Annotated in this window: 21 protein-coding genes; 4 read left to right on the top strand and 17 right to left on the bottom strand. The window is 29.1% G+C overall.

From position 1 onward, the window contains the following. Positions 1 to 4: 4 nt before the first annotated feature. The 4 genes from FH779_RS02005 to FH779_RS01990 are packed head-to-tail and all read right to left on the bottom strand — an operon-like array spanning position 5 to position 3753. Entirely contained in the window at positions 5 to 994 is a 990-nt protein-coding gene (locus FH779_RS02005; RefSeq protein WP_180905880.1) for a glycosyltransferase family 2 protein, read from the bottom strand. Continuing rightward, on the bottom strand, positions 994 to 2058 hold the full coding sequence (locus FH779_RS02000) for a glycosyltransferase (protein WP_180905879.1): 1065 nt from the start codon (positions 2056 to 2058) through the stop codon (positions 994 to 996). The genes FH779_RS02005 and FH779_RS02000 overlap by 1 nt, the downstream gene beginning before the upstream one ends. Positions 2059 to 2064: 6 nt before the next feature. Continuing rightward, complete coding sequence (locus FH779_RS01995; protein WP_180905878.1) at positions 2065 to 2613, bottom strand: serine O-acetyltransferase; 549 nt, start codon at positions 2611 to 2613, stop codon at positions 2065 to 2067. Positions 2614 to 2616: 3 nt separating this feature from the next. Further along, positions 2617 to 3753: a glycosyltransferase gene (locus FH779_RS01990; protein ID WP_180905877.1), complete on the bottom strand. Its 1137-nt coding sequence runs from the start codon at positions 3751 to 3753 to the stop codon at positions 2617 to 2619. Between the two features lie 71 nt (positions 3754 to 3824). On the opposite strand from FH779_RS01990, the gene FH779_RS01985 reads away from it, so the two are divergent. Continuing rightward, positions 3825 to 5180, top strand: coding sequence for a hypothetical protein (locus FH779_RS01985; RefSeq protein WP_244958003.1), 1356 nt, complete (start codon positions 3825 to 3827; stop codon positions 5178 to 5180). A gap of 4 nt (positions 5181 to 5184) precedes the next feature. Here FH779_RS01985 and FH779_RS01980 read toward each other — a convergent pair whose 3' ends face one another. Genes FH779_RS01980 through FH779_RS01935 form a run of 10 tightly spaced genes read right to left on the bottom strand, consistent with a single transcriptional unit; the run spans position 5185 to position 15139 of the window. Beyond that, complete coding sequence (locus FH779_RS01980) at positions 5185 to 5775, bottom strand: HAD-IB family hydrolase (protein ID WP_180905876.1); 591 nt, start codon at positions 5773 to 5775, stop codon at positions 5185 to 5187. Next, a complete protein-coding gene (locus tag FH779_RS01975; protein ID WP_180905875.1) occupies positions 5775 to 6500 on the bottom strand; it encodes an SDR family NAD(P)-dependent oxidoreductase in 726 nt (241 codons plus the stop codon). The genes FH779_RS01980 and FH779_RS01975 overlap by 1 nt, the downstream gene beginning before the upstream one ends. Beyond that, the gene (locus FH779_RS01970; protein ID WP_180905874.1) at positions 6497 to 7819 is read right to left on the bottom strand and encodes an FAD-binding oxidoreductase; all 1323 of its coding nucleotides are present in this window, start codon (positions 7817 to 7819) and stop codon (positions 6497 to 6499) included. The genes FH779_RS01975 and FH779_RS01970 overlap by 4 nt, the downstream gene beginning before the upstream one ends. After that, a complete protein-coding gene (locus tag FH779_RS01965) occupies positions 7809 to 8684 on the bottom strand; it encodes a UbiA prenyltransferase family protein (RefSeq protein WP_180905873.1) in 876 nt (291 codons plus the stop codon). Before FH779_RS01965 ends, FH779_RS01970 begins: the two co-directional genes overlap by 11 nt. Further along, positions 8685 to 9512: a hypothetical protein gene (locus FH779_RS01960; RefSeq protein ID WP_180905872.1), complete on the bottom strand. Its 828-nt coding sequence runs from the start codon at positions 9510 to 9512 to the stop codon at positions 8685 to 8687. 9 nt (positions 9513 to 9521) lie between these two features. Beyond that, on the bottom strand, positions 9522 to 10670 hold the full coding sequence (locus FH779_RS01955) for a glycosyltransferase (RefSeq protein WP_180905871.1): 1149 nt from the start codon (positions 10668 to 10670) through the stop codon (positions 9522 to 9524). Positions 10671 to 10674: 4 nt separating this feature from the next. Continuing rightward, positions 10675 to 11607 (bottom strand): hypothetical protein, encoded by a 933-nt coding sequence (locus FH779_RS01950; protein WP_180905870.1) that lies wholly within the window; start codon positions 11605 to 11607, stop codon positions 10675 to 10677. Positions 11608 to 11610: 3 nt separating this feature from the next. Further along, entirely contained in the window at positions 11611 to 13053 is a 1443-nt protein-coding gene (locus FH779_RS01945) for an MBOAT family O-acyltransferase (RefSeq protein ID WP_180905869.1), read from the bottom strand. A gap of 3 nt (positions 13054 to 13056) precedes the next feature. After that, positions 13057 to 13968, bottom strand: coding sequence for a glycosyltransferase family A protein (locus FH779_RS01940; protein ID WP_180905868.1), 912 nt, complete (start codon positions 13966 to 13968; stop codon positions 13057 to 13059). Continuing rightward, positions 13955 to 15139 (bottom strand): glycosyltransferase, encoded by a 1185-nt coding sequence (locus tag FH779_RS01935; RefSeq protein WP_180905867.1) that lies wholly within the window; start codon positions 15137 to 15139, stop codon positions 13955 to 13957. Before FH779_RS01935 ends, FH779_RS01940 begins: the two co-directional genes overlap by 14 nt. A 104-nt stretch (positions 15140 to 15243) precedes the next feature. Here FH779_RS01935 and FH779_RS01930 point away from each other — a divergent pair, with 104 nt between their 5' ends. Further along, the gene (locus tag FH779_RS01930) at positions 15244 to 15759 is read left to right on the top strand and encodes a Smr/MutS family protein (RefSeq protein WP_114998950.1); all 516 of its coding nucleotides are present in this window, start codon (positions 15244 to 15246) and stop codon (positions 15757 to 15759) included. A gap of 43 nt (positions 15760 to 15802) precedes the next feature. Here the strand turns inward: FH779_RS01930 and FH779_RS01925 are convergent, their stop codons facing one another. The 3 genes from FH779_RS01925 to FH779_RS01915 all read right to left on the bottom strand — a co-directional run bounded on the left by FH779_RS01925 (position 15803) and on the right by FH779_RS01915 (position 17954). Then, positions 15803 to 16453 carry an alpha/beta hydrolase gene (locus tag FH779_RS01925; RefSeq protein WP_180905866.1) on the bottom strand — a complete coding sequence of 217 codons (651 nt, stop codon included), beginning with the start codon at positions 16451 to 16453 and terminating at the stop codon, positions 15803 to 15805. Between the two features lie 61 nt (positions 16454 to 16514). Then, positions 16515 to 17279, bottom strand: a complete 765-nt coding sequence (locus tag FH779_RS01920) for a TIGR02757 family protein (RefSeq protein ID WP_180905865.1) — start codon at positions 17277 to 17279, stop codon at positions 16515 to 16517. Further along, positions 17280 to 17954, bottom strand: coding sequence for an ABC transporter ATP-binding protein (locus tag FH779_RS01915; RefSeq protein ID WP_180905864.1), 675 nt, complete (start codon positions 17952 to 17954; stop codon positions 17280 to 17282). A gap of 284 nt (positions 17955 to 18238) precedes the next feature. Here FH779_RS01915 and sucC point away from each other — a divergent pair, with 284 nt between their 5' ends. Beyond that, a complete protein-coding gene (gene sucC, locus FH779_RS01910; RefSeq protein ID WP_180905863.1) occupies positions 18239 to 19432 on the top strand; it encodes an ADP-forming succinate--CoA ligase subunit beta in 1194 nt (397 codons plus the stop codon). A 180-nt stretch (positions 19433 to 19612) separates the two neighbouring features. Then, positions 19613 to 20134, top strand: coding sequence for a hypothetical protein (locus tag FH779_RS01905; protein WP_180905862.1), 522 nt, complete (start codon positions 19613 to 19615; stop codon positions 20132 to 20134). Positions 20135 to 20190 lie beyond the last annotated feature (56 nt).

Here is a 20190-nt window from a genome sequence, read left to right as displayed (position 1 = left end):
CCGATTAAAATTTAAGTAATAGTTGAGGATAAATCATGGCTAAATGGTAAAAAAATCTTTTTTTCAATGGTAATGAATTTAAATAGTTTTTATCAAAACGCTTGTAGTTTTTAAGTTCTTTTTTTGTTAAGTTATTTGCCTTTAAAAAGTCATTCAAAACATTTAACATTTTACGCTTCAATTTTTTATCTTTCACATAAGCCAAATAAGCTAAATACGAATAATAACCTTGTATAATTTGAAAACGCTTTAACTCAGTTGCAAATGTATTGTATTTACTCTGATAAAAATAATTTGTCACCTCATTTACAGCAACAAACATATCCAAACCTTTCTCCGTATGTGTTTTTGTAATAGAATCTTGTCGTTCGAAATACTTATAAAAAGGTTCATTTATTTTAGAGATAATACTAGAATCTAAAACCAATTTCGGAATCAATTCTATATCCTCAAAATGAATTCCTTTTCTAAATTGATGATTCTCAAACAACGATTTTTTGAAGATTTTATTACAAGCAAAGCAACTCATTTCACCAAAAATGGTAAAATCTTCTGCTAAAATCATTTTTTCTGGCAATTGAGGCGATTGCGGTAAATCACGAAATTCTTTACCATTTTCATCAACTTTTACCAAATCACACAAAACAATTTCAGATTCATCTCTTTTCGCCAATTCATACATTTTCTCCAACATCGTTAAATCAATATAATCATCAGAATCAATAAAAGCAATAAATTCTCCTTTTGCTTTATCAATACCAGCATTTCTCGCATCACTTAATCCTCCATTTTCTTTCTGAATAGAAATTATGCGCGAATCTTTAGAAACAAATTCATCAATAATTTCTTGAGAATCATCCTTAGAACCATCATTTACAACAATCACTTCAATTTCTTTCAACGTTTGATTCAATATCGAATTTAAACATTTCGAAAGATATTTTTCGGTGTTATAAACTGGCACAATGACTGATATTTTAGACTGAATTGACATTATATTTTATCAAAAATTGATTCGTATTGTTGAATTATTTTTTCTTTACTAAATCGAGAATAAATACTCGAAATTATTTGTTCTTCTAAATGATTTTCTTGCAAAGCCTCTTTTATTTTTTCTGCAAAACCTTTTGAATCTGAAATTGGAAAAATTTCTGCATTAATTCCTTTTTGTACAATTTCATTGATTCCTCCTGGACAATTATTTGCCAAACTATAAGTTCCACAAGCTCCAGCTTCCAGCAAAACATTCGGAAAACCTTCGTAACGAGAAGAAAGTACAAACAAATCTGCATTTTTTAGGTAAATAAATGGATTTGAAACTTTTCCTTTAAATGTTACATTATTTAAACCTAATTCATCTTTTTGTTGAGTTAATTCTTCTTTAAAAGCTCCATCTCCAAGAATCGTTAAATGTATATTTTCTCCTTTCAATTCATTCATCACATTCAATAAAAGATCAAAACCTTTTCGTGGAGAAAGATTTCCTATTGCCACAATTTTTTTATAGCTCGTGTCAAAATCGATAGTAATACTTTCTATTTTTAATCGATTAATCAAATCAAAATCAACTGGATTATTAATTTTTATAATTTTATTTTCCGAAATTCTAAAATTCTCAATCAAATCATTTTTCATATCATCGCTTTGCGCAATAATTTGATGAAAATTGTTATAAAATCGATAAAAGAATAGAATCTCTTTTCGTTTTACATGTTCAGAAACCACATTTGTTTCTCTTGTGATAAACTTCGTTTTAGGAAACAAAGAAATGATTGGTGATAAAAAAGCGGAAATTTCTCCCCAACCTGTAAAAACAATTTCTGGTTTCAACTTTTTAATCAACGGAATAATTTTGAAAATCGAATAACGAATACGAGAAACGTTTAATTCAATAATTTCAACATCATCTTTCAAATGATTTAAATAATAACCTTCTTTTTTGAACAGCACCAATTTTGGACAGAATTTCTTTCGATCCAATTCATTACAAAGCGTTGTAATTACTCGCTCCGCACCACCTTGATTAAGAGCTGGCAATATGAAAAGTATTGTTTTCAAAAAATTTTATTCAATTCTATTATTAATATAACCTTCCGTAGCTTTTTCGTTCGAAATAATTTGCATTGGATTTCCTCTCACAATCGAATTATCTGGCACATCTTGCGTTACATAACTGTTTGGCGCAATCAATACGTTATTTCCGATTGTAATTCCACCAACAATTACAGCATTTGTACCAACCCATACATCGTCTTTCAAAATTGGAAACCCTTTCGATTTTCCTCTATTTGTCTGACCTAAGGTTACGCCATGCGCAATGTTACAATTTTTCCCAATTCTACATTTAGGATTAACAACGACAGTTCCCCAATGCCCTAAATTTAACCCTGCTCCAATTTCTGTTTTTGCAGAAATTTGATAACCATATTTAATCGAATAACGACGCAACAACAAACGATAAACTAAACCTAAAGGATGTTTTGCAGAATATTGTTGAGCTTTTCTTAAACAATAAATAAAACGAAAACCTGGGCTCATAAAACCTTTCAAGAAAGGAGAATTTGTCCAATATCCAAAGTTTCGATAAAAATCTTTCTGAATAATTGTTTTCATAATTTAGTTTAAATATTTTTCAATTGAATTTACTGCATTACCCAACTCAAAAGGTAATGTTTTTCCTTCAATGATTTGTTGATATTTATGAGCAATTTCAGGATTTTGAATAAAATATTTCATCCCATCATAAATTGCTTCTTCTTCATTATCGATAATATAACCTAATTCACCATCATTCAACATTTCTCTAACTCCCGAAACATCTGTTGCTATAATTGGCTTTTCTAAAACCATCGCTTCAAACAAAACTGTTGGATAACCTTCGTAACGAGAGGATAAAATATAATAATCGGCTTGAACAAAATATGGATAAGGATTTTCTTTGAAACCAATCAAATGTGCAGTTTCTTCAACTTTTAATTCTTCAACCAATTTTTTAATATTCGGAAAATCGTAACCGTCACCAACAATCCAAACTTGATGTTGAAAACCTTCGTCTAACAATTTGCGATGCGCTCTCAGTAGACGATCAAATCCTTTTTGTGGAAAAACTGTTCCAATCGAAACAAATGTTGGTTGATCATTTTTTTTCTGAATCTCACAAGCTTCTAAAGCTGACTTTTTAATTTCATTGACATCAATAGGATTATAAATACGAACCACTTTTTGTTTTTGTTCATCTGAATTTGCTAAACCTAAAAATAATTGATTAATCTTTTCTGAAATCACTAGAATTTGATCAAACTTGAAAAAGTTTTTCAATCGCACTGTTGTATATTCAGGAATATTCGACAAATCATTGTGAATCCAAACTATTTTTTTAGAAGATTTAATCGGAGAATTCAAGATTTCATCTGCCATTCCATGAATTGCCGCAAACTCTATATCGTATTTTTTATTCGGTAAAATAAATTTGTAAAGCAACTTTGGAAACGATGACAAAATCTTTTGATAAATCACTCGAAAAGCTTTTTTCGGAATATCCTGCGGACGATTTGTCGTAATCATTTCACCTTTATTCAAATAATAGATATTAATCCAAGACGGCACATCTTTGAGATATTTACCCGAATAAAGATTTAACAACAAATCAATTTCGTATTTTTCTGGTGAAAGATTTTTGAGAAAAGTTACCAATACTTTTTCAGCACCTCCATGACGAAGTGAGCCAATACGTATTAATATTTTCTTTTTCATAGTTTAGGTTTGTGCAAAATTAATAATTTTGTGAAACCTTAAAAATAAATTACTTAAAATAACCTAAAACTATGTTAGAAAATTTTAAATCAGTTCTAAAAACAAGCCCATTCAAAATTATAGGATTATTAATTATAGGATGGATTGTGATGGTTGGATTGAATTATTTTTTAAACGAAAACCATTTTTTTACTGGTTCCAGAATTACTTTTCCAATAAGTGTCGTATATTTTTCTACTATCACTTTTCAAGGTGTCTTATTTTCAATATTTTTTTTATTAACAGGTTTATTCGCATTAAAAAATTATCATCATCTAAGTATTTTAAAATTATTTATTGCTTACATCTTGTTAATAATATTTGGAAACCTAGCTCAAGGTTCAATCCATCAAACTTTTTTAAGATCATTTCTTGATACTGATTTTCAATACTTTCATGATGTAGTTAAAATTAAAAATGGCTATACATTCATTTCAAGTTATAATGAGATACAAGATACTTTAACAATGCATGCCAAAACACATCCTCCTTTTGCTGTTTGGATACAATATATTATTTACAAAATTTTTAACGAATCAGTACTTGGTTTAGCTATCGGAATGTCTATTCTTTCATTTTGTTCATTTTTTCCTTTGATAAAAATTATTGATTTTTTCAAAATAGAAAACTCTAAAAGAAATATTCTTCTCTTAATTTTTGCACTTATTCCTGCTGTAAACATTTATAGTATTGTATCAATAGATGCTGTGTTTCTATTTTTTAGTTTAATTTTTTTATATGGAATGTTAATCATATCAAGATCGAATTCTATAAATATTAAAGGAATATTATTAGCATTTATAGGATTTTCTTTAGCAAATAGTATATCATTTAGTGGAACTTTTTTTGCCTGTGTTGCAGCAATATTGTCAATATATCAATTAATCATTGAAAAAAATAAATACACAATCATTAACTTTATAATTGTAGGAATCTTATTTCTTTTCTATATTTTATTACTTCAATTAATACTTGATTATAACCATATTGAAGCTTTTTTCAATGCTTCAAAACTTGAAAACCCTAATGGTTTTAGAGGATTTCATCAACCAATTGTTTATCTTTTTACACGTTTAGAGAACATTAGTGAAATATTACTTTTCTTGTCTTTTGGTTTTTTCGCCTACCTATTTACCCCAAAAGTATTTAATCTTAAAAAGAATGAAATTAATTTTTATTTGCCAATAATAGCGTTCCTCTCTTTAATGCTAATGTTTTTGACAGGTGCCTATGGAACAGGAGAAACAGCAAGAGCTTGCCTTTATCTTTACCCTTATATACTTTTACTATTAATCAATGTAAAGGAAGTAAACGTTTTAAAAAACATAGCTTATATTGCTCTTTTACAAACATTCGTAATGCAATTAATAGGAGATTATTTTTGGTAAATGATTAATTAAAATATCTAAAATTAGATTTTGTAGCAATCGAAAACATTGCTTCATCACCTTTTGTGTCACCAAAAGCTATGATTTTATCATATAAAGACAAATCAATTTCTTTCTCGATTCTATTCTTTTTTTCTTGGTAATTACAATTTGGTGAAGCAAATTTCCCTGTAAAAAAGCCTTGTTCATCATATTTTGCTTTGGTACAAATTAGTCCCATTTCATAATAATCAGCAAAAGGTTGAATCCAAAAATCGACTGAAGCCGAAACGATAAATTTATCATTATAATTACTTAACGATTTAATATATTCATCAGCTTTTGAATAAATTAATTCTTGATGATTTTGTTCAAAATAATTTTGAGCTAATTGATTAATTTCAACATAAGATTTTCCTTTCAAAAATTTAGAAATAAACATTTCTTTTACAAAACCAGCATCAATTATCTTCAATTTTGAAACGATAAATAATGGAATAAATATCAGATAATTAATAAAGTAAACTTTAGGAAAAGAGAATTTTAAAAAATCGAATAAGGTATCTTTACAAGTTAATGTTCCATCAAAATCAAAAAGGTATAAATTGCGATTCATTACATTTTCATTTTTTTGAAAATAAATTCAGGAACATTACGAATTATCATCATAATTCCCCACCACAAAAATGTTACATAAACAATATTTTTCTTTTTGACATAAGCTTTATAAATAATATTAGCCGCTTGATCTGGTTGAGCAGTTAATGGTTTTGGTGTTTCAATATCAGCTGTCATTTGCGTATCCATAAATCCTGGAATAACTGTCATTACATGAACTTTTTTATGGAATAAATAATTTCTCAAACCAGCTAAATAAGCTGTGAAACCAGCTTTTGCAGATCCATAAATAAAATTGCTTTGACGACCACGTTCACCAGCTACAGACGACAATCCAATGATAGTTCCCGAACCTTTTGCTTCGAATTTCTGCGCAAAATGATTAATTAAGACAATTAATTTTGAGTAATTAACTTCTACTATTTGTTTCGTGTTCCAATCATCATATAAACCTTCTTCCGAATTTTTTCCTAAATATCCAGCTGCACAAAACAATAATTCAGAATCGATATGAGAAATTAAAGAATAATCGTTTTCTTTTGTTAAATCGAAATGAACAATCTCGCATTTTTGCTCATATTTTGCATAAAAATGTAGTGCTAATTTCTTTGTTTTTTCGATGTTTGATGTAAATAAATAAACCATCGGAAAACGTTTACCTTCTTTCAAAACCTTTTCTACAAAAGCTATTGCTACATCAGAATTTGATCCTATTACTATCATTTTTGCTTAAATCTATTGATACGTTCGTTTTGCATCGACTCGAATTTTGGAGAATCGATATGTTGTAAATAATCTGTCAAGGCTGGATTGGACATCGCGTCTTTTGTTCGGTAAATATGTCCTCCATAATCCATCACAATTTTATCTAAACTTGCAATTAATTTCTCTAATTTATTGTTTACTTTAAAGTCTAAAGCCAGTGTGTATCCTTTCATTGGAAACGAATTATAAGCTTTTGGATTATTATCACCAAACAATTTCAATACTACTAAAAAAGAACCATTTCCACTAGCAGCAATTGTTTCCAAAATCTTTCGCATTCCTTCTTTTCCCGTCTCCTTTGGAATCACAAATTGATATTGAATAAATCCATTTTTCCCATAAATACGATTCCAATTATGAACAGCATCTAACGGATAAAAAAATGTTTCGTAATCCACATAATTTTTCAAATGCTTTTTACCTTGTTTATTAAAATATAACCAATTGAAAATCTTAATTGATAAAGGATTTAACGCAAAATTTGGAAAGAAAAATGGAATATTTAAGTTTAATTTCTTCTTAATTTTTAAAGGATTCTTTTTGAATTTTTGAGGTAACTCGTCTAAAATCGCATGTTCGCCACGCAACATAATCGATTTTCCTAAGGAAGTACCTTTTTGTAAACAATCTAACCACGCAACATTATATGTCCAAGATTCAGAAGATTCGAACAAATCAAAAATCTCATCTAAATTCTTCGCCTGAATTGCTTCATTTCGAATATATGCTGACTCAATTTTTTTCAACATAAATTTAGCAGAAATAACAATTCCTGTCAATCCCATTCCTCCTATTGTTGCCCAAAATAAATCTGTGTTTTCATTTCTTGAACAATGTAAAATATCTCCATTTTCAATCATTAAATCGAAATGAATTAAATGATCAGAAAAACAACCATCGATGTGATGATTTTTTCCATGAACATCTGATGCAATTGCTCCGCCAACTGTAATAAATTTGGTTCCAGGAGTGACTGAAATGAAATATCCTGCCGGAATTGAAACTTCTAAAATATCTGATAATAAAACTCCAGATTCAACTTCTATAATGCCATGTTCGCGATCAAAATCGATAAATTTATTCCATTTCGATGTTGAAATAATTGTATTTTGTAATGATGCATCTCCATAACAACGACCATTTCCTCTCGCAATAACTTCTTCATTTGAAAGAATTGCTTCCTGAAATTCTAAAATTGTAGTTGGCGATACAACATTCGCTTTTATAGATGGATAAAGTCCCCAATTTGCTACTGGAGATAATTTTTTATTTTCCATGATTAAAATAAATCAATAATACATAACAAATTCCCCACATTATAATTAGAATTTGTAAAAAATGATCTTTAAAAATTAGTTTTGTAGGAGATTCTGTTTTCGAAAAAACAAATGTCTGTTGTAAATAACGTAAAACTGCCGCAAAAACAAAGACAAAAGTATAAATAATATAATGATGAAATTTGGATTGTGTTTCTGGGGAAAGAATAAACATCATGTAACAAATTACAGCGACAGTACAAGTTATAGCTAAGGCAGAATTAAGAAAATTGAGATTATATCCATCCAACGATTTTCTTGTAATTCCTTGTAAATCGGCGTTAATTAATTCACCTCTTCGTTTTCCTAAAGCTAAAATAAGAGCCAAATCAAAAACCAATAAAATCGTCCAATCTGTCACTAAAATTCCGGTCATATAACCACCAACAAAAACTCTTAGTAAGAATCCAAACGCAATAATCATCACATCAAGAATTGCAATTTGTTTTAACTTGAATGAATAAGCCAAATTCATAAAAAAGTAAATTCCAACAAGAATTGCGACATATTTATTTCCAAAAAAATAAATCAAAATTGATGTTACAATGACTAAAATAACAAATAGAATTAAAGCATTTTGCTTCGATATTTTACCACTTGCGAGTGGTCTATTTTTCTTTTCGGGATGTTTTTTATCTTTTTCAATATCAACGTAATCATTGATAATATAAATACTACTCGCGACAAAAGAAAAAATTAAAAAGCCATAAAACGACTCAATAAACAAATCGATATTCAATAAATTTCCCGAAAAAAATATTGGTAAAAAAACAAATAAATTTTTTACCCATTGGTTAACACGTATAAGTTTTAAATAGTTTAGCATTTAATTATTATTTTTCCAATCTCTATAAATCTGATTTGATTTTTCTCTAATTTTTCCTAAATCATCAATATAATAAATAAGTTCCTTTATTTTAGTGTCGTAATTATCGTTCACAAAATTTAATAAATCTGTCCACTCTTCAAAAGATAATTCCACAAAGTTTTCTGTAGCATAACATTCCGAACCTTTAGCATTTAATCTTAGCTGATAATTTAGACGTTTTATTGGTGTATTATACTGGGATTTATATATATCAGCAAAAATAGTTTGTTTAAAATGTAAATCAGATTTATCCATTTGCATATAATTTATTTCAAAATCTATAGGCAAAGGAACCGAAATATGATAAAAAAACAAATTAGGTTTAATTTGTAAACCTGATAAAATATGATGAAATATTGTATTTACTTTTATGTGTTCTTTATGCCAATCAATCGGAAAGGGAATAAATATATTAGAAATACTTTTATTATTTAATAATTCTTTTAAATCTGAGTAATCTTCATAACTGTTAGATACAACCAATTCAAAACCAATTTTATTCTTTAATTCAATCAATTCATTTCTTCTTACAGTTTTATTTGTTTCATTATAATTATTTCCTAAGAATTGAAAATAATAAACGATTGTATTTTTTTTCAATAACAGCTGACTATTACCTATCCATTCGTCATCGGCATGAGGAACCAACACTAAATTTTGGGATTCAGATACATCAAATGGTTTTCTATTTTTATATGATTCGACTTTTTGAAAATGATATTGTAGATACCATTTTAGCAGATATTTATAACGTCGTAATTTATTTTTTAATTGTTTACTAATCATACAAAATTATTATTCAATTAATGAATTCCATTGATTAATAATTAGATCTTTTCTCCACTTTTCAGAATTTTCTCCACTTAATTTATTGAGTAACTCTAAATCCTCTTCATAATCAATTAAGTATTGTAATTTTTCTTTAAAAAGTTGTTTATCATTCATAGGAATTAAAAAACCATTTTTCTCATTCACAATATCAGAAGGTCCATACTTGCAGTTATAAGAAATTAATGCGTTAGCTGTTAAATTCGCTTCAATCAAAACCGTTGGTAAACATTCGGTTTTACTTGTAAAAAGAAAAATTTTACTTTTCGAAAGTTCTTGAAAAATTTCTGAAATAGTTTGACTTCCTAAAAATAGAATTTTATCATTTAAAATCTCAATAGATTTCACTTTGTTTTCTAACTCATTTTTAGATGGTCCATCTCCAATAATCTTAAATTTAAAATCTTTTAAATTGATTTCATTAACTATATCAATCAATTCACCAACATTTTTATCCGCATCTAATCGACCAACATAAATTAACGTATTTTCTTTTTGATCAATCAAACTTTCATCAAAAGATTCAAAAGGTTCTCCTATTAAATTAGGAATCAAGTGAACATTTTTATGAATATTTTTATAATGTTCTAAAGAATTGGAGTTAATACAAACAACACCTTTCAAATTTTTGTAATGTTTTCGTAAAGTATCTTTCCATAATTTTCCTCCTACTTCAAAATTTGCATGTTCCCAAGCAATTGTCTTTCCTCTTACTTTTTTATTCAATGCTAATTGAGCAGATAATTTATACCAACTTGAGATAATTACATCATAATTTTGACCATTCTTGTTCATCCATTTATGTAACATTTCCCATTGACCGAAATCATACACATAATTTTTGATGTTATTTTTATAGGGCAATTTTGGAAAATACTTATTCAAGTTAACATTAATTTTTTGAAATCCCCAATGCGAAAAAGTATCAATTACAATAATCTTAACTCGATGGTCTAATTCAAAAAAGCTACTTTTTTCATTGATCATAATCACAATTGAAACATCATAACCTTTCTCCACTAATTCGTTCGCCAAGGAAACTAATACGCGTGCGACTCCCCCAGCCTTGAAAAGCTTGTAATAAACAAATAGTATTTTTTTTGGTTGGTTGGTCATATTACTACTTCTTTAAAATATTCTTTAAATCTTTACTCAAAACTGTATTGAATTTTTCAACTCCAATTTGATTCAAATGGTTATTGTCAAAAAAATCTGTAGAATCTTTCAATTCAATTAAGTTTTGATAATTTTTATAATTACCTAAATTACTTAAAAAACGATCCACATCTTTATTATTATTAATTGATTTATAAAGCGTTTTTGTAATAGGTGCTTGAACAATATAAACATCAATTCCTTTACTTTTTATAAACTCTATATTATTTATCAATTCATCTTTTTGACTTTCCCTTAAATCCCATTTCGAGATTTTTTCATCATTAAATATATTTTTTCTAAAATCAGTTTCGACAAATCCTGTTAGCGAAATATAAGTATCTTCTCCTTGATGAATTTCTTCTTTAAATCTTTTATTCAAACCAAAAGTTTGACGAAATCCAGAAAAAATTAAAGTATTATACGCTAATAAATTATGCACTTCATTTGCCATTTCAATTGAATTGATATCAATTTTATTATTACTCAAAATATCCAAAGAAGATTCCACTCTATCAATATTCATTGTTCCTGCATAAGCTTCATAAACGACCAATTTTGGATTAATTTGTTCTAAATATTGATGTAATAAAACTTTTGTATTGATTGGAGTTTGAGCACTTGAACCTAAGTTGAAAGCTGTAATTCCATCTCTTTCTAAAATTCTAGGATCAATTCCTCTATACGCGTGAGAAGAACCTACAATCAAAACATCTACATTTTTAGTCTTCTGTGCATCTTGCATTCGTGTAAATGTATGTCCATAACATCCCATACAACTTCTTACATTTTTAGACATATAGAATGGTAAAGCTGAACTCCAAATTGGCATTATAACAATATAAAATACAATTGCAAATAATGAGAATAGACCTATGTTAATTAAAAATTTCTTCATCTTTTAAAATTGAAAATAAATAAATGGACTTTCTTCTGTTTGTAAAAACAAACCGATTAACATCACAACAAAAGCATAAAAACACCATCTTACCCATCTTGGTTTAGAAATTAAGAACTTCTCTATTCCATAATTATTTCTTCTTCCAATCCATTCAATCACCAATAAAAATGCAACTAAAATTAACGTAGCTAAAGCACTTTTACGTAAAGTTGGAAATGAGAAAAGTGATTGACTAAAAATTCCTCCAATATATTCGAAAGCATGAGTAACTGAATTTGCACGGAAAAATATCCAGGCGAAAACGGTTAAACTAAACGTCAAAATCATATTAAATAATTCTCTAAAATTTGGCAACATCCTATCTTGCGCAATAATTTCTAAATTATTTCGATTTGTTTTCAACAGAATTGATGGCATTATAAATAAAGCATTCAAAAACCCCCAAAAAATAAAAGTCCAATTGGCTCCGTGCCAAAAACCACTTACAATAAAAATGATAAATGTATTGCGAACACGCATCCAATTTCCGCCTTTACTTCCTCCTAACGGAATATACAAATAATCGCGAAACCACGTTGATAACGATATGTGCCAACGTCGCCAGAATTCTGCTATATCACGAGAGAAATATGGATAATTAAAGTTTTTTAATAAATTAATCCCAAACAAACGAGCTACGCCGAGGGCGATATCCGAATATCCAGAAAAATCTCCATATATCTGAAATGTAAAGAAAATAGCTCCTAAAACTAAATTAGATCCAGATTGCGATTCAGGATTCGAAAAAATTTCATTCGCATAAATTGCACAATTATCTGCAATTACCATTTTCTTAAATAAACCCCAAAGTATTTGACGCATTCCGTCCACTGCTTGAGAATAATCAAAAACTCTCTTCTTTTTGATTTGAGGTAAAAGATGAGTTGCTCTTTCTATAGGTCCTGCAACTAACAATGGAAAGAAACTTACGAAAACTGAATAATCTACAACATTTCGTTCTGCTTTTATTCTTCCGTAATAAATATCAATGATATAAGATAAGCCATGAAAAGTATAAAACGAAATTCCCACTGGTAAAATAATATGCAATGTCCAAGGATGAACTTCTAAACCAAAGCCATTTAGCATTTCTGCAAAAGAATCTGCAAAGAAATTGTAATATTTAAAGAATCCTAAAAAACCAAGATTAATTCCAATACTAATTGTTAACCAGATTTTTTTAAGATTTTGAGAAGTTGCTTCTTCTATCTTGATTCCAGAATAATAATCTAAGAAAGTTGAAAAACCTAACAAAAACATGAAACGCCAATCCCAACATCCGTAGAAATAATAACTTGCTACAAGAAGTAAAATATTTTGAAACTTCAGATTCTTTCTCAATAACCAATAAAGAGTAAATACGATTGGTAAAAAAATCGCAAAAGAAATAGAATTAAATAACATACTTTACTTCAATTTTAAATATAAATACGACAACGGATAAAGCAATATCGACAACAATTTGAAGTACTTCAATCCTTTGTTTATTTCTGACAAATTTCGATGGTTGATTATCGAATAAACTTGATATCCAACCAAATTACGAACTAAAGCTTTTGGATATCCAAAAAGTTTTGTTCCATAAGAATTTAGAAAAGAACGATAACCCTCCATCAAACCAAAAGTATTTTTTCCCGTCCAACGTGTATTGGAAACAGAATTAGCATCTTCTTCATCCAAATGATAGTTACGAACAACTTTATTCACAAATCTAGTCTTCACTCCATCAGCATCATAGGTATTAAAAAACACCGATTGTGGAATGTAACCTTTGCTTTTATAAGGTGAATAATCAAAGTTTTTCAACAATTGTTGATAAGTCTTTGTTATAAAAATTCCAAACTTATCTCCACGCACTTTATACTTGTAACGCATATCGAAGATTGACCCATCAAATCCATTATTTGGATATTGATTTCCAACAATTTTTCCATCTGTATATTGCGACAATCCCATTACAGAAATATATTCGTCTTGGTTTTTGATTTTCTCTACCTCATCAAATAATATTTGTAAAGCATTCTCAGGATAAGAATCGTCCGAATCAACAATCATAAAATATTTAGAAGTCACTTTTTTTATTCCTTCAAAAACAGTAATGAGTTTATGTTGATTTTCATTCCAAAAATATTCAATATCAATTAAACCTTCTGATTGAAATTTTTCAACAATTTCTCTAGTATTATCAGTAGAACCATCATCCATAATAATCCATTTAAAATCTTCGAACGACTGATTTTTTAACGAATCATACACACGCGTCAACGTATGCGCGCGATTATATGAAGGCGTGACAATGGTAATTTTAGCCTCGCTCATTTTCTAATTTGATTTGATATTGTTGTTCGAAAACTTCAGAAACTTGACGATAAATCTCTTTTTCATCAAATTTATTGTACGCATTTTGAGTTCCTTCAATAATTTTTTGCACCAAATCATGATTCGTCATAAAAGATTTCATCGATTCGTACATTTCATCTTCATTATATTGAATTAAAATTCCATCTACTCCATCATCAATCATTTCTGCAATACCACCAACATTTGTCGAAATAATTGGTTTACGCATGCACATTACTTCACCTATAACCAATGGATATGACTCAGATTGTGTTGGCAAAATAAAATAATCTGACGCTTTGATATAAGGATAAGGGTTGGTTTGAGAATCTAACAATAAAAAAGAATCTTCAACATTTAGTTGTTTACGTTGATTGATCAAATTTTCCATTTCGTTTCCTCCTCCAATTACCGCAATTTTATGAGCAAAACCATCATCTAATAATCGTTTATGCACCTTCATCAAGGTATGATAACCTTTGCGATGATGTAATCGTCCTATAGACGAAAAAACCGGTAAATCTGTTTCATAAGAATACTCAAAAAGCTCGGCTTTTTTCAAAACCTCATCCACTTTTATCACATTATAAATAATAGTCGATTTTGGATAGGTAACTTGATACAAATCCTCGATTACTTGACGTGTTTGTTTCGAACCAAAAATCATAAAATCAAAACGTTTCATCTTTTCAATTCTACTCAAAACTCTCTGTTGATCTTTATCATAGCCAACATCAGTATGAAACCAGCCTATTTTTCTTGATTTTTTATCAGGAGAATTTAACACCATATCAAATTCCGCATAACCAGGGGAAACTTCGATATCATATTTTTCTGGAACTTTTATTTTGTATAAAATTGACGGAAATTTATCATAAACTTCTAACTTCAATCGTCGCCAAACTAATTGTAATTTCTGTATAAAACCATTAGAACTCATCTGTTCTTTTCCTTTTTCTACAACAATTAATTTTACATCAGTAGGAATTTCTTTAATCAATTCGCCTTGATACAAGTTAAGCATCAAAGTAAAGTCGAATTTATCTTTTGGTAAGTTTCGCAACAAATCTAAAACTACTCTTGGAACTCCACCCATTTCTAATGAACGAAGCCTAAAAAGTACTTTTATTTTTCTAGGTTGATTTGACATTTGGTTAGTTTAATAAACAAAAATACAACATTGAGTTTGAATTGAATAATACAACAATCTAAAAACTCATAAAATAATTCTTAATTTTGCAGAAAAAGTAGAAAATGTTCAAAATTGGAACAAAAGTTAAAGTGATAGATGATAATATTTCGGGAACAATTACCAAATTGAAAGGTGATTTTGTTTACTTTAATGATGAGTTTGGTTTTGAATATGAGTATCATCAAGACGAAATCATCAAAGATATTGAGATTGACTATGAAGAATATCGAGATGAGGAAATCAAAGAATTTTCGAAACCAAAGTTTAAGACTTTTCGCAAATCTCATCGTCATCCGTATTTAACGCGAGAAATTGATTTGCATATCGAAAATCTGGTTGATAATTGGCGTGATTTGGATAATGCGCAAATTATACAAACGCAATTAGATGTTGCTCGAAATGAGGTGGAACGTGCCATGTTCGAAAGTCAAATTCGATTGATTTTAATTCACGGTTACGGAAAAGGAATTCTGAAAAAAGAAATTACCGAATTATTATTTCGTTATACGAATATCGAATTCTATGACGCCTCGTTCAAGGAATATCACGGCGACGCCATAGAAGTTAAATTTATTTAAATATCTTATAATGATGAGAAGCTGAATTAAATTCAGCTTTATGTTAAAATATTTTGATCCAATCCATCAAATCATAGTAATTTTGAGGAACAATTCCGTGTCCACTTCTGTATTCGTGGTATTCAAAATTAATATTCAAGGATTTTAAAAACTCGTCACCCATTCGTCCTAATTCAATTGGTAATACAACATCTTCTGTTCCATGCGAAACAAAGAAATTTAAATTCGAAAAATCTTTCGATTGATCAAAATCTCCAATAATTTTAGCTTCTGGATAACCACTTAAAATAGCCACGTTTTTAATCTTTTCAGGATTATTTAGCGAAATCGCATAACTCAAAATTGCACCTTGACTAAAGCCCATCAATGTTACATTTGCTGCATCTAAATTCTCTTGCTGAACAATTGCATCAATAAATTCAACCAATTTATTACGAGATTCTATTGCTTGCATTTCATCCATCCATTTTTCATTGTTCACAAAATTGATATCATACCACGCATATCCGCCATACACAATATCATGCAACGCACGCACACTTACAATATGCGCATTCTGCGGCAAATCTTGTGCAAACGAAAACAAATCTTCTTCGTTGCTTCCATAACCATGTATCAGCACAAAAAGAGGCGTTTTTTCAGTCGAAACAACAGGTAAACGTTCGATATATTTTATTCCATTCAAATCTTTCATACAAACTTATTTTTAGCGAATTTAATTCTAATTTTTCTAAATAAAATTATTTTCAGTTCAGTTAAAACCCTTCGAAAACACCCAAACCAAATAAAGCAAAATCATATTTCACAGGATCATTTGCATCCATTTCTCGCAATTTTGTATCCAGTTCTTTTAATGCTTTTGCATCATTTTGTTTTCGAGTCAGAATATTTAATTTTCGTGCAACATTTCCCGAATGTACATCCAAAGGACACGAAAGAATAGAAGTTGGTATGGATTTCCAAATTCCTAAATCTACGCCTTGTTTGTCATCACGAATCATCCAACGTAAGTACATATTGATACGCTTTGCAGCTGAATTATTCAGCGGATCTGAAATATGTTTAGTTGTTCGAGTTGGATGCTCTATCTCGAAAAAAGTTTGTTTGAAATTCGAAATTGATGCTTGCATCGAATTTGAAGTTTGATGTTTTGCAAAAACTTGTTCCAACCCTCCATGATTTTGATAAATGTTACGAAGCGATTGCATGAAAAATTTCAAATCTTCACTATTGAATGTTCTGTGAACAAATCCATCCAAATTCTCTAAATGATTTTCAGAGAAATTCATCACAAAATCGTAAGGTGAATTTCCCATTAACTGCATCATTTTATTCGCATTATTGATAATCATTTTACGATTTCCCCACGCAATTGTTGCTGCTAAAAACCCTGCAATTTCAATATCTTCTTTCGCAGAAAATCTATGCGGAATCTGTACTGGATCAGAATCGATAAAGTCTAATGTATTATATTGAAGAACTTTTTCGTCTAAAAAATCCTTTAACTCTTTTTGATTCATTTACATTTCTGTTTGAAAAACTCCATCAGCCATCACCAATTTTCGATCGGTCATGTTTGCTAATTCTTCATTATGCGTCACAATAACAAAAGTTTGCCCAAATTCGTTTCGAAGATTGAAAAATAATTCGTGTAATTCTTCAGCATTTTTAGAATCTAAATTACCAGAAGGTTCATCAGCAAAAACAACTTTTGGTTGATTGATTAGTGCACGAGCAACTGCTACACGTTGTTGTTCTCCTCCAGAAAGTTGATTCGGTTTATGCGTCAAACGCTGCGAAAGTCCTAAATAAGACATTAACTCTTTTGCACGCTTTTCGGCTTCTGCTTTTTTTGTTTTCTTGATAAAAGCTGGAATACAAATATTTTCTATTGCATTAAATTCTGGCAACAATTGATGAAACTGAAAAATGAATCCAATGTTTTCGTTACGAAATTTAGATAAATCGCGATCGTTTAATTTCGTGATATCTTGTCCCGCAATCTGTATAGAAGTATTATATTTCTTTGGTTCAGAACTTTTTTCTAATGTTCCTAAAATTTGAAGCAAAGTTGTTTTTCCTGCTCCAGAAGCACCAACAATAGAAACGATTTCTTTTTCTGCAATCGATAAAGAAACATTTTTTAGCACTTCTAATTCACCAAATTTCTTAACAATATTTTCTGCTTTTATCATGAGGTAAAGATATAAATTAAGTACTAAGTCTTAAATCATAAGTAATAAGTTTTTTTTAATTCAAAATAAAGACATCTAAATTAAACTAGTTTTTAGTGTACTTGGTACGATTTAAAAATTATATAACAATTGTTTTGACTTTTTAAATCATTAATATTCGTATCTTGTAACCTCTAAATAAACAATATTAACCACTTTTTTAGCATAAGCTGATAAAATTAATATGGCAAAATTTAGAATACATCAACAATATTTTTATTTTTGTAATTGAAAAATCAAAAAAAATGAATCTTCACGAATATCAAGGAAAAGAAATTCTTAGTAAATATGGTGTAAAAGTACAACGTGGTATCGTTGCTACTACACCAGAAGAAGCTGTAGAAGCTGCTAAACAATTAACAGAACAAACTGGTACAGGTTGGCATGTCGTAAAAGCACAAGTACACGCAGGTGGTCGTGGAAAAGGTGGTGGAGTAAAGCTTGCTAAAAACTTGGACGAAGTTAAAGAGAAAGCAAACGAAATCATCGGAATGCAGTTAGTAACACCTCAAACTTCGGCTGAAGGTAAAAAAGTTCATCAAGTTTTAATTGCTGAGGATGTTTATTATCCAGGTGAATCTGAAACTGAAGAATACTATGTTTCTGTATTATTAGATCGTGCTACTGGTAAAAACATGATTATGTATTCTACTGAAGGTGGAATGGATATCGAGGAAGTTGCTGAGCACACGCCAGACAAAATCTTTACAGAAGAAATTGATCCAGCTGTAGGAATCCAAGGTTTCCAAGCGCGTAAAGTTGCTTTCAACTTAGGTTTATCAGGAAACGCTTTCAAAGATGGTGTTAAATTTATCACTGCTTTATATAATGCATACGTTGCGATTGACGCTTCTATGTTCGAGATTAACCCAGTTCTTAAAACATCTGACGATCAAATTATCGCTGTAGATGCTAAAGTATCTATCGATGATAACTCATTATTCCGTCATGCAGATATCGCTGCTTTACGTGATACAAGAGAAGAAGATCCAACAGAAGTTGAAGCTGGTGAAGCTGGATTAAACTTCGTAAAATTAGACGGAAACGTAGGATGTATGGTTAACGGAGCTGGTTTGGCAATGGCAACTATGGATATCATCAAATTATCTGGTGGTAATCCTGCAAACTTCTTAGACGTTGGTGGTACTGCTGATGCTGAACGTGTAGAAAAAGGTTTCCGTATTATCTTAAAAGATAAAAACGTAAAAGCTATCTTAATCAACATTTTTGGTGGTATTGTACGTTGTGATCGTGTTGCTCAAGGTATCTTAGATGCTTACAACAATATGGGTGACGAAATTAATGTGCCAATTATTGTTCGTTTACAAGGAACAAATGCAGAAATCGCTAAGAAAATGATTGATGAATCAGGTTTCGCTGTTCACTCTGCTATCACATTAAAAGATGCTGCTGATAAAGTAGAAGAATTAGTAGGTTAAGATTTAACTTATTTACAATATATCAAACCTCTCAAAGGATTTCTTTGAGAGTTTTTTTTGTGATTTATTGTCATTCTAAACTTATTTCAGAATCCCACAAGATTAAATTCAGCTCGACATTTTGTAATTAAATAATTTTACTAATATTGATTATTTTTGAAGCAATTAACATATTCAAAAATGAAATACATATATGCCACTCTACAATTATTAATAATTACTATATCATTCAATTGTAAATCGAGTTCAGTTTTACCAAATGCAAATTCTGAATTTTCTAATCTTAAAATTAATTCACGTTTAATTGATAAAAATGAAGACAAATTAGTTGATTCTTTTGAATTATTTATCAATGATTCTATTCAAACTAAAATCAAAAAATATAATTTAAAAATTGAAGCTACAAATTATTTCAAAAAAAGTAAAGCAGAAGTTAAAATTACATTTTATGAAGAAAATTCTGTTTTGAATTTAATACGAATAAAAGAAGAATCAAATAAACACGATGAAACTGATAAGTATATTGATTATATGATTGAAAATAATAAAATAAAAGATTTTCATTTGTATTATGGGCATCAATTAGGCTTGCCATTAGATTTGAATAAAAGTATCTATGAACAATATGGGCTTAATCAATTTTTAACAGAAGATTTTTATAGAAATTTTTCTTTTGAGATTTATAAAAAATTAAATAAATAAAAACCTCCGCTCAATAACTTGAGCGGAGGTTTCTTTTTACGCATATTTAGTAAAGT

Origin of the sequence: Empedobacter falsenii, assembly GCF_013488205.1 — a bacterium.
GTDB lineage: Bacteria > Bacteroidota > Bacteroidia > Flavobacteriales > Weeksellaceae > Empedobacter > Empedobacter falsenii_C.
This window is presented reverse-complemented; position numbering and strand designations above follow the sequence as displayed.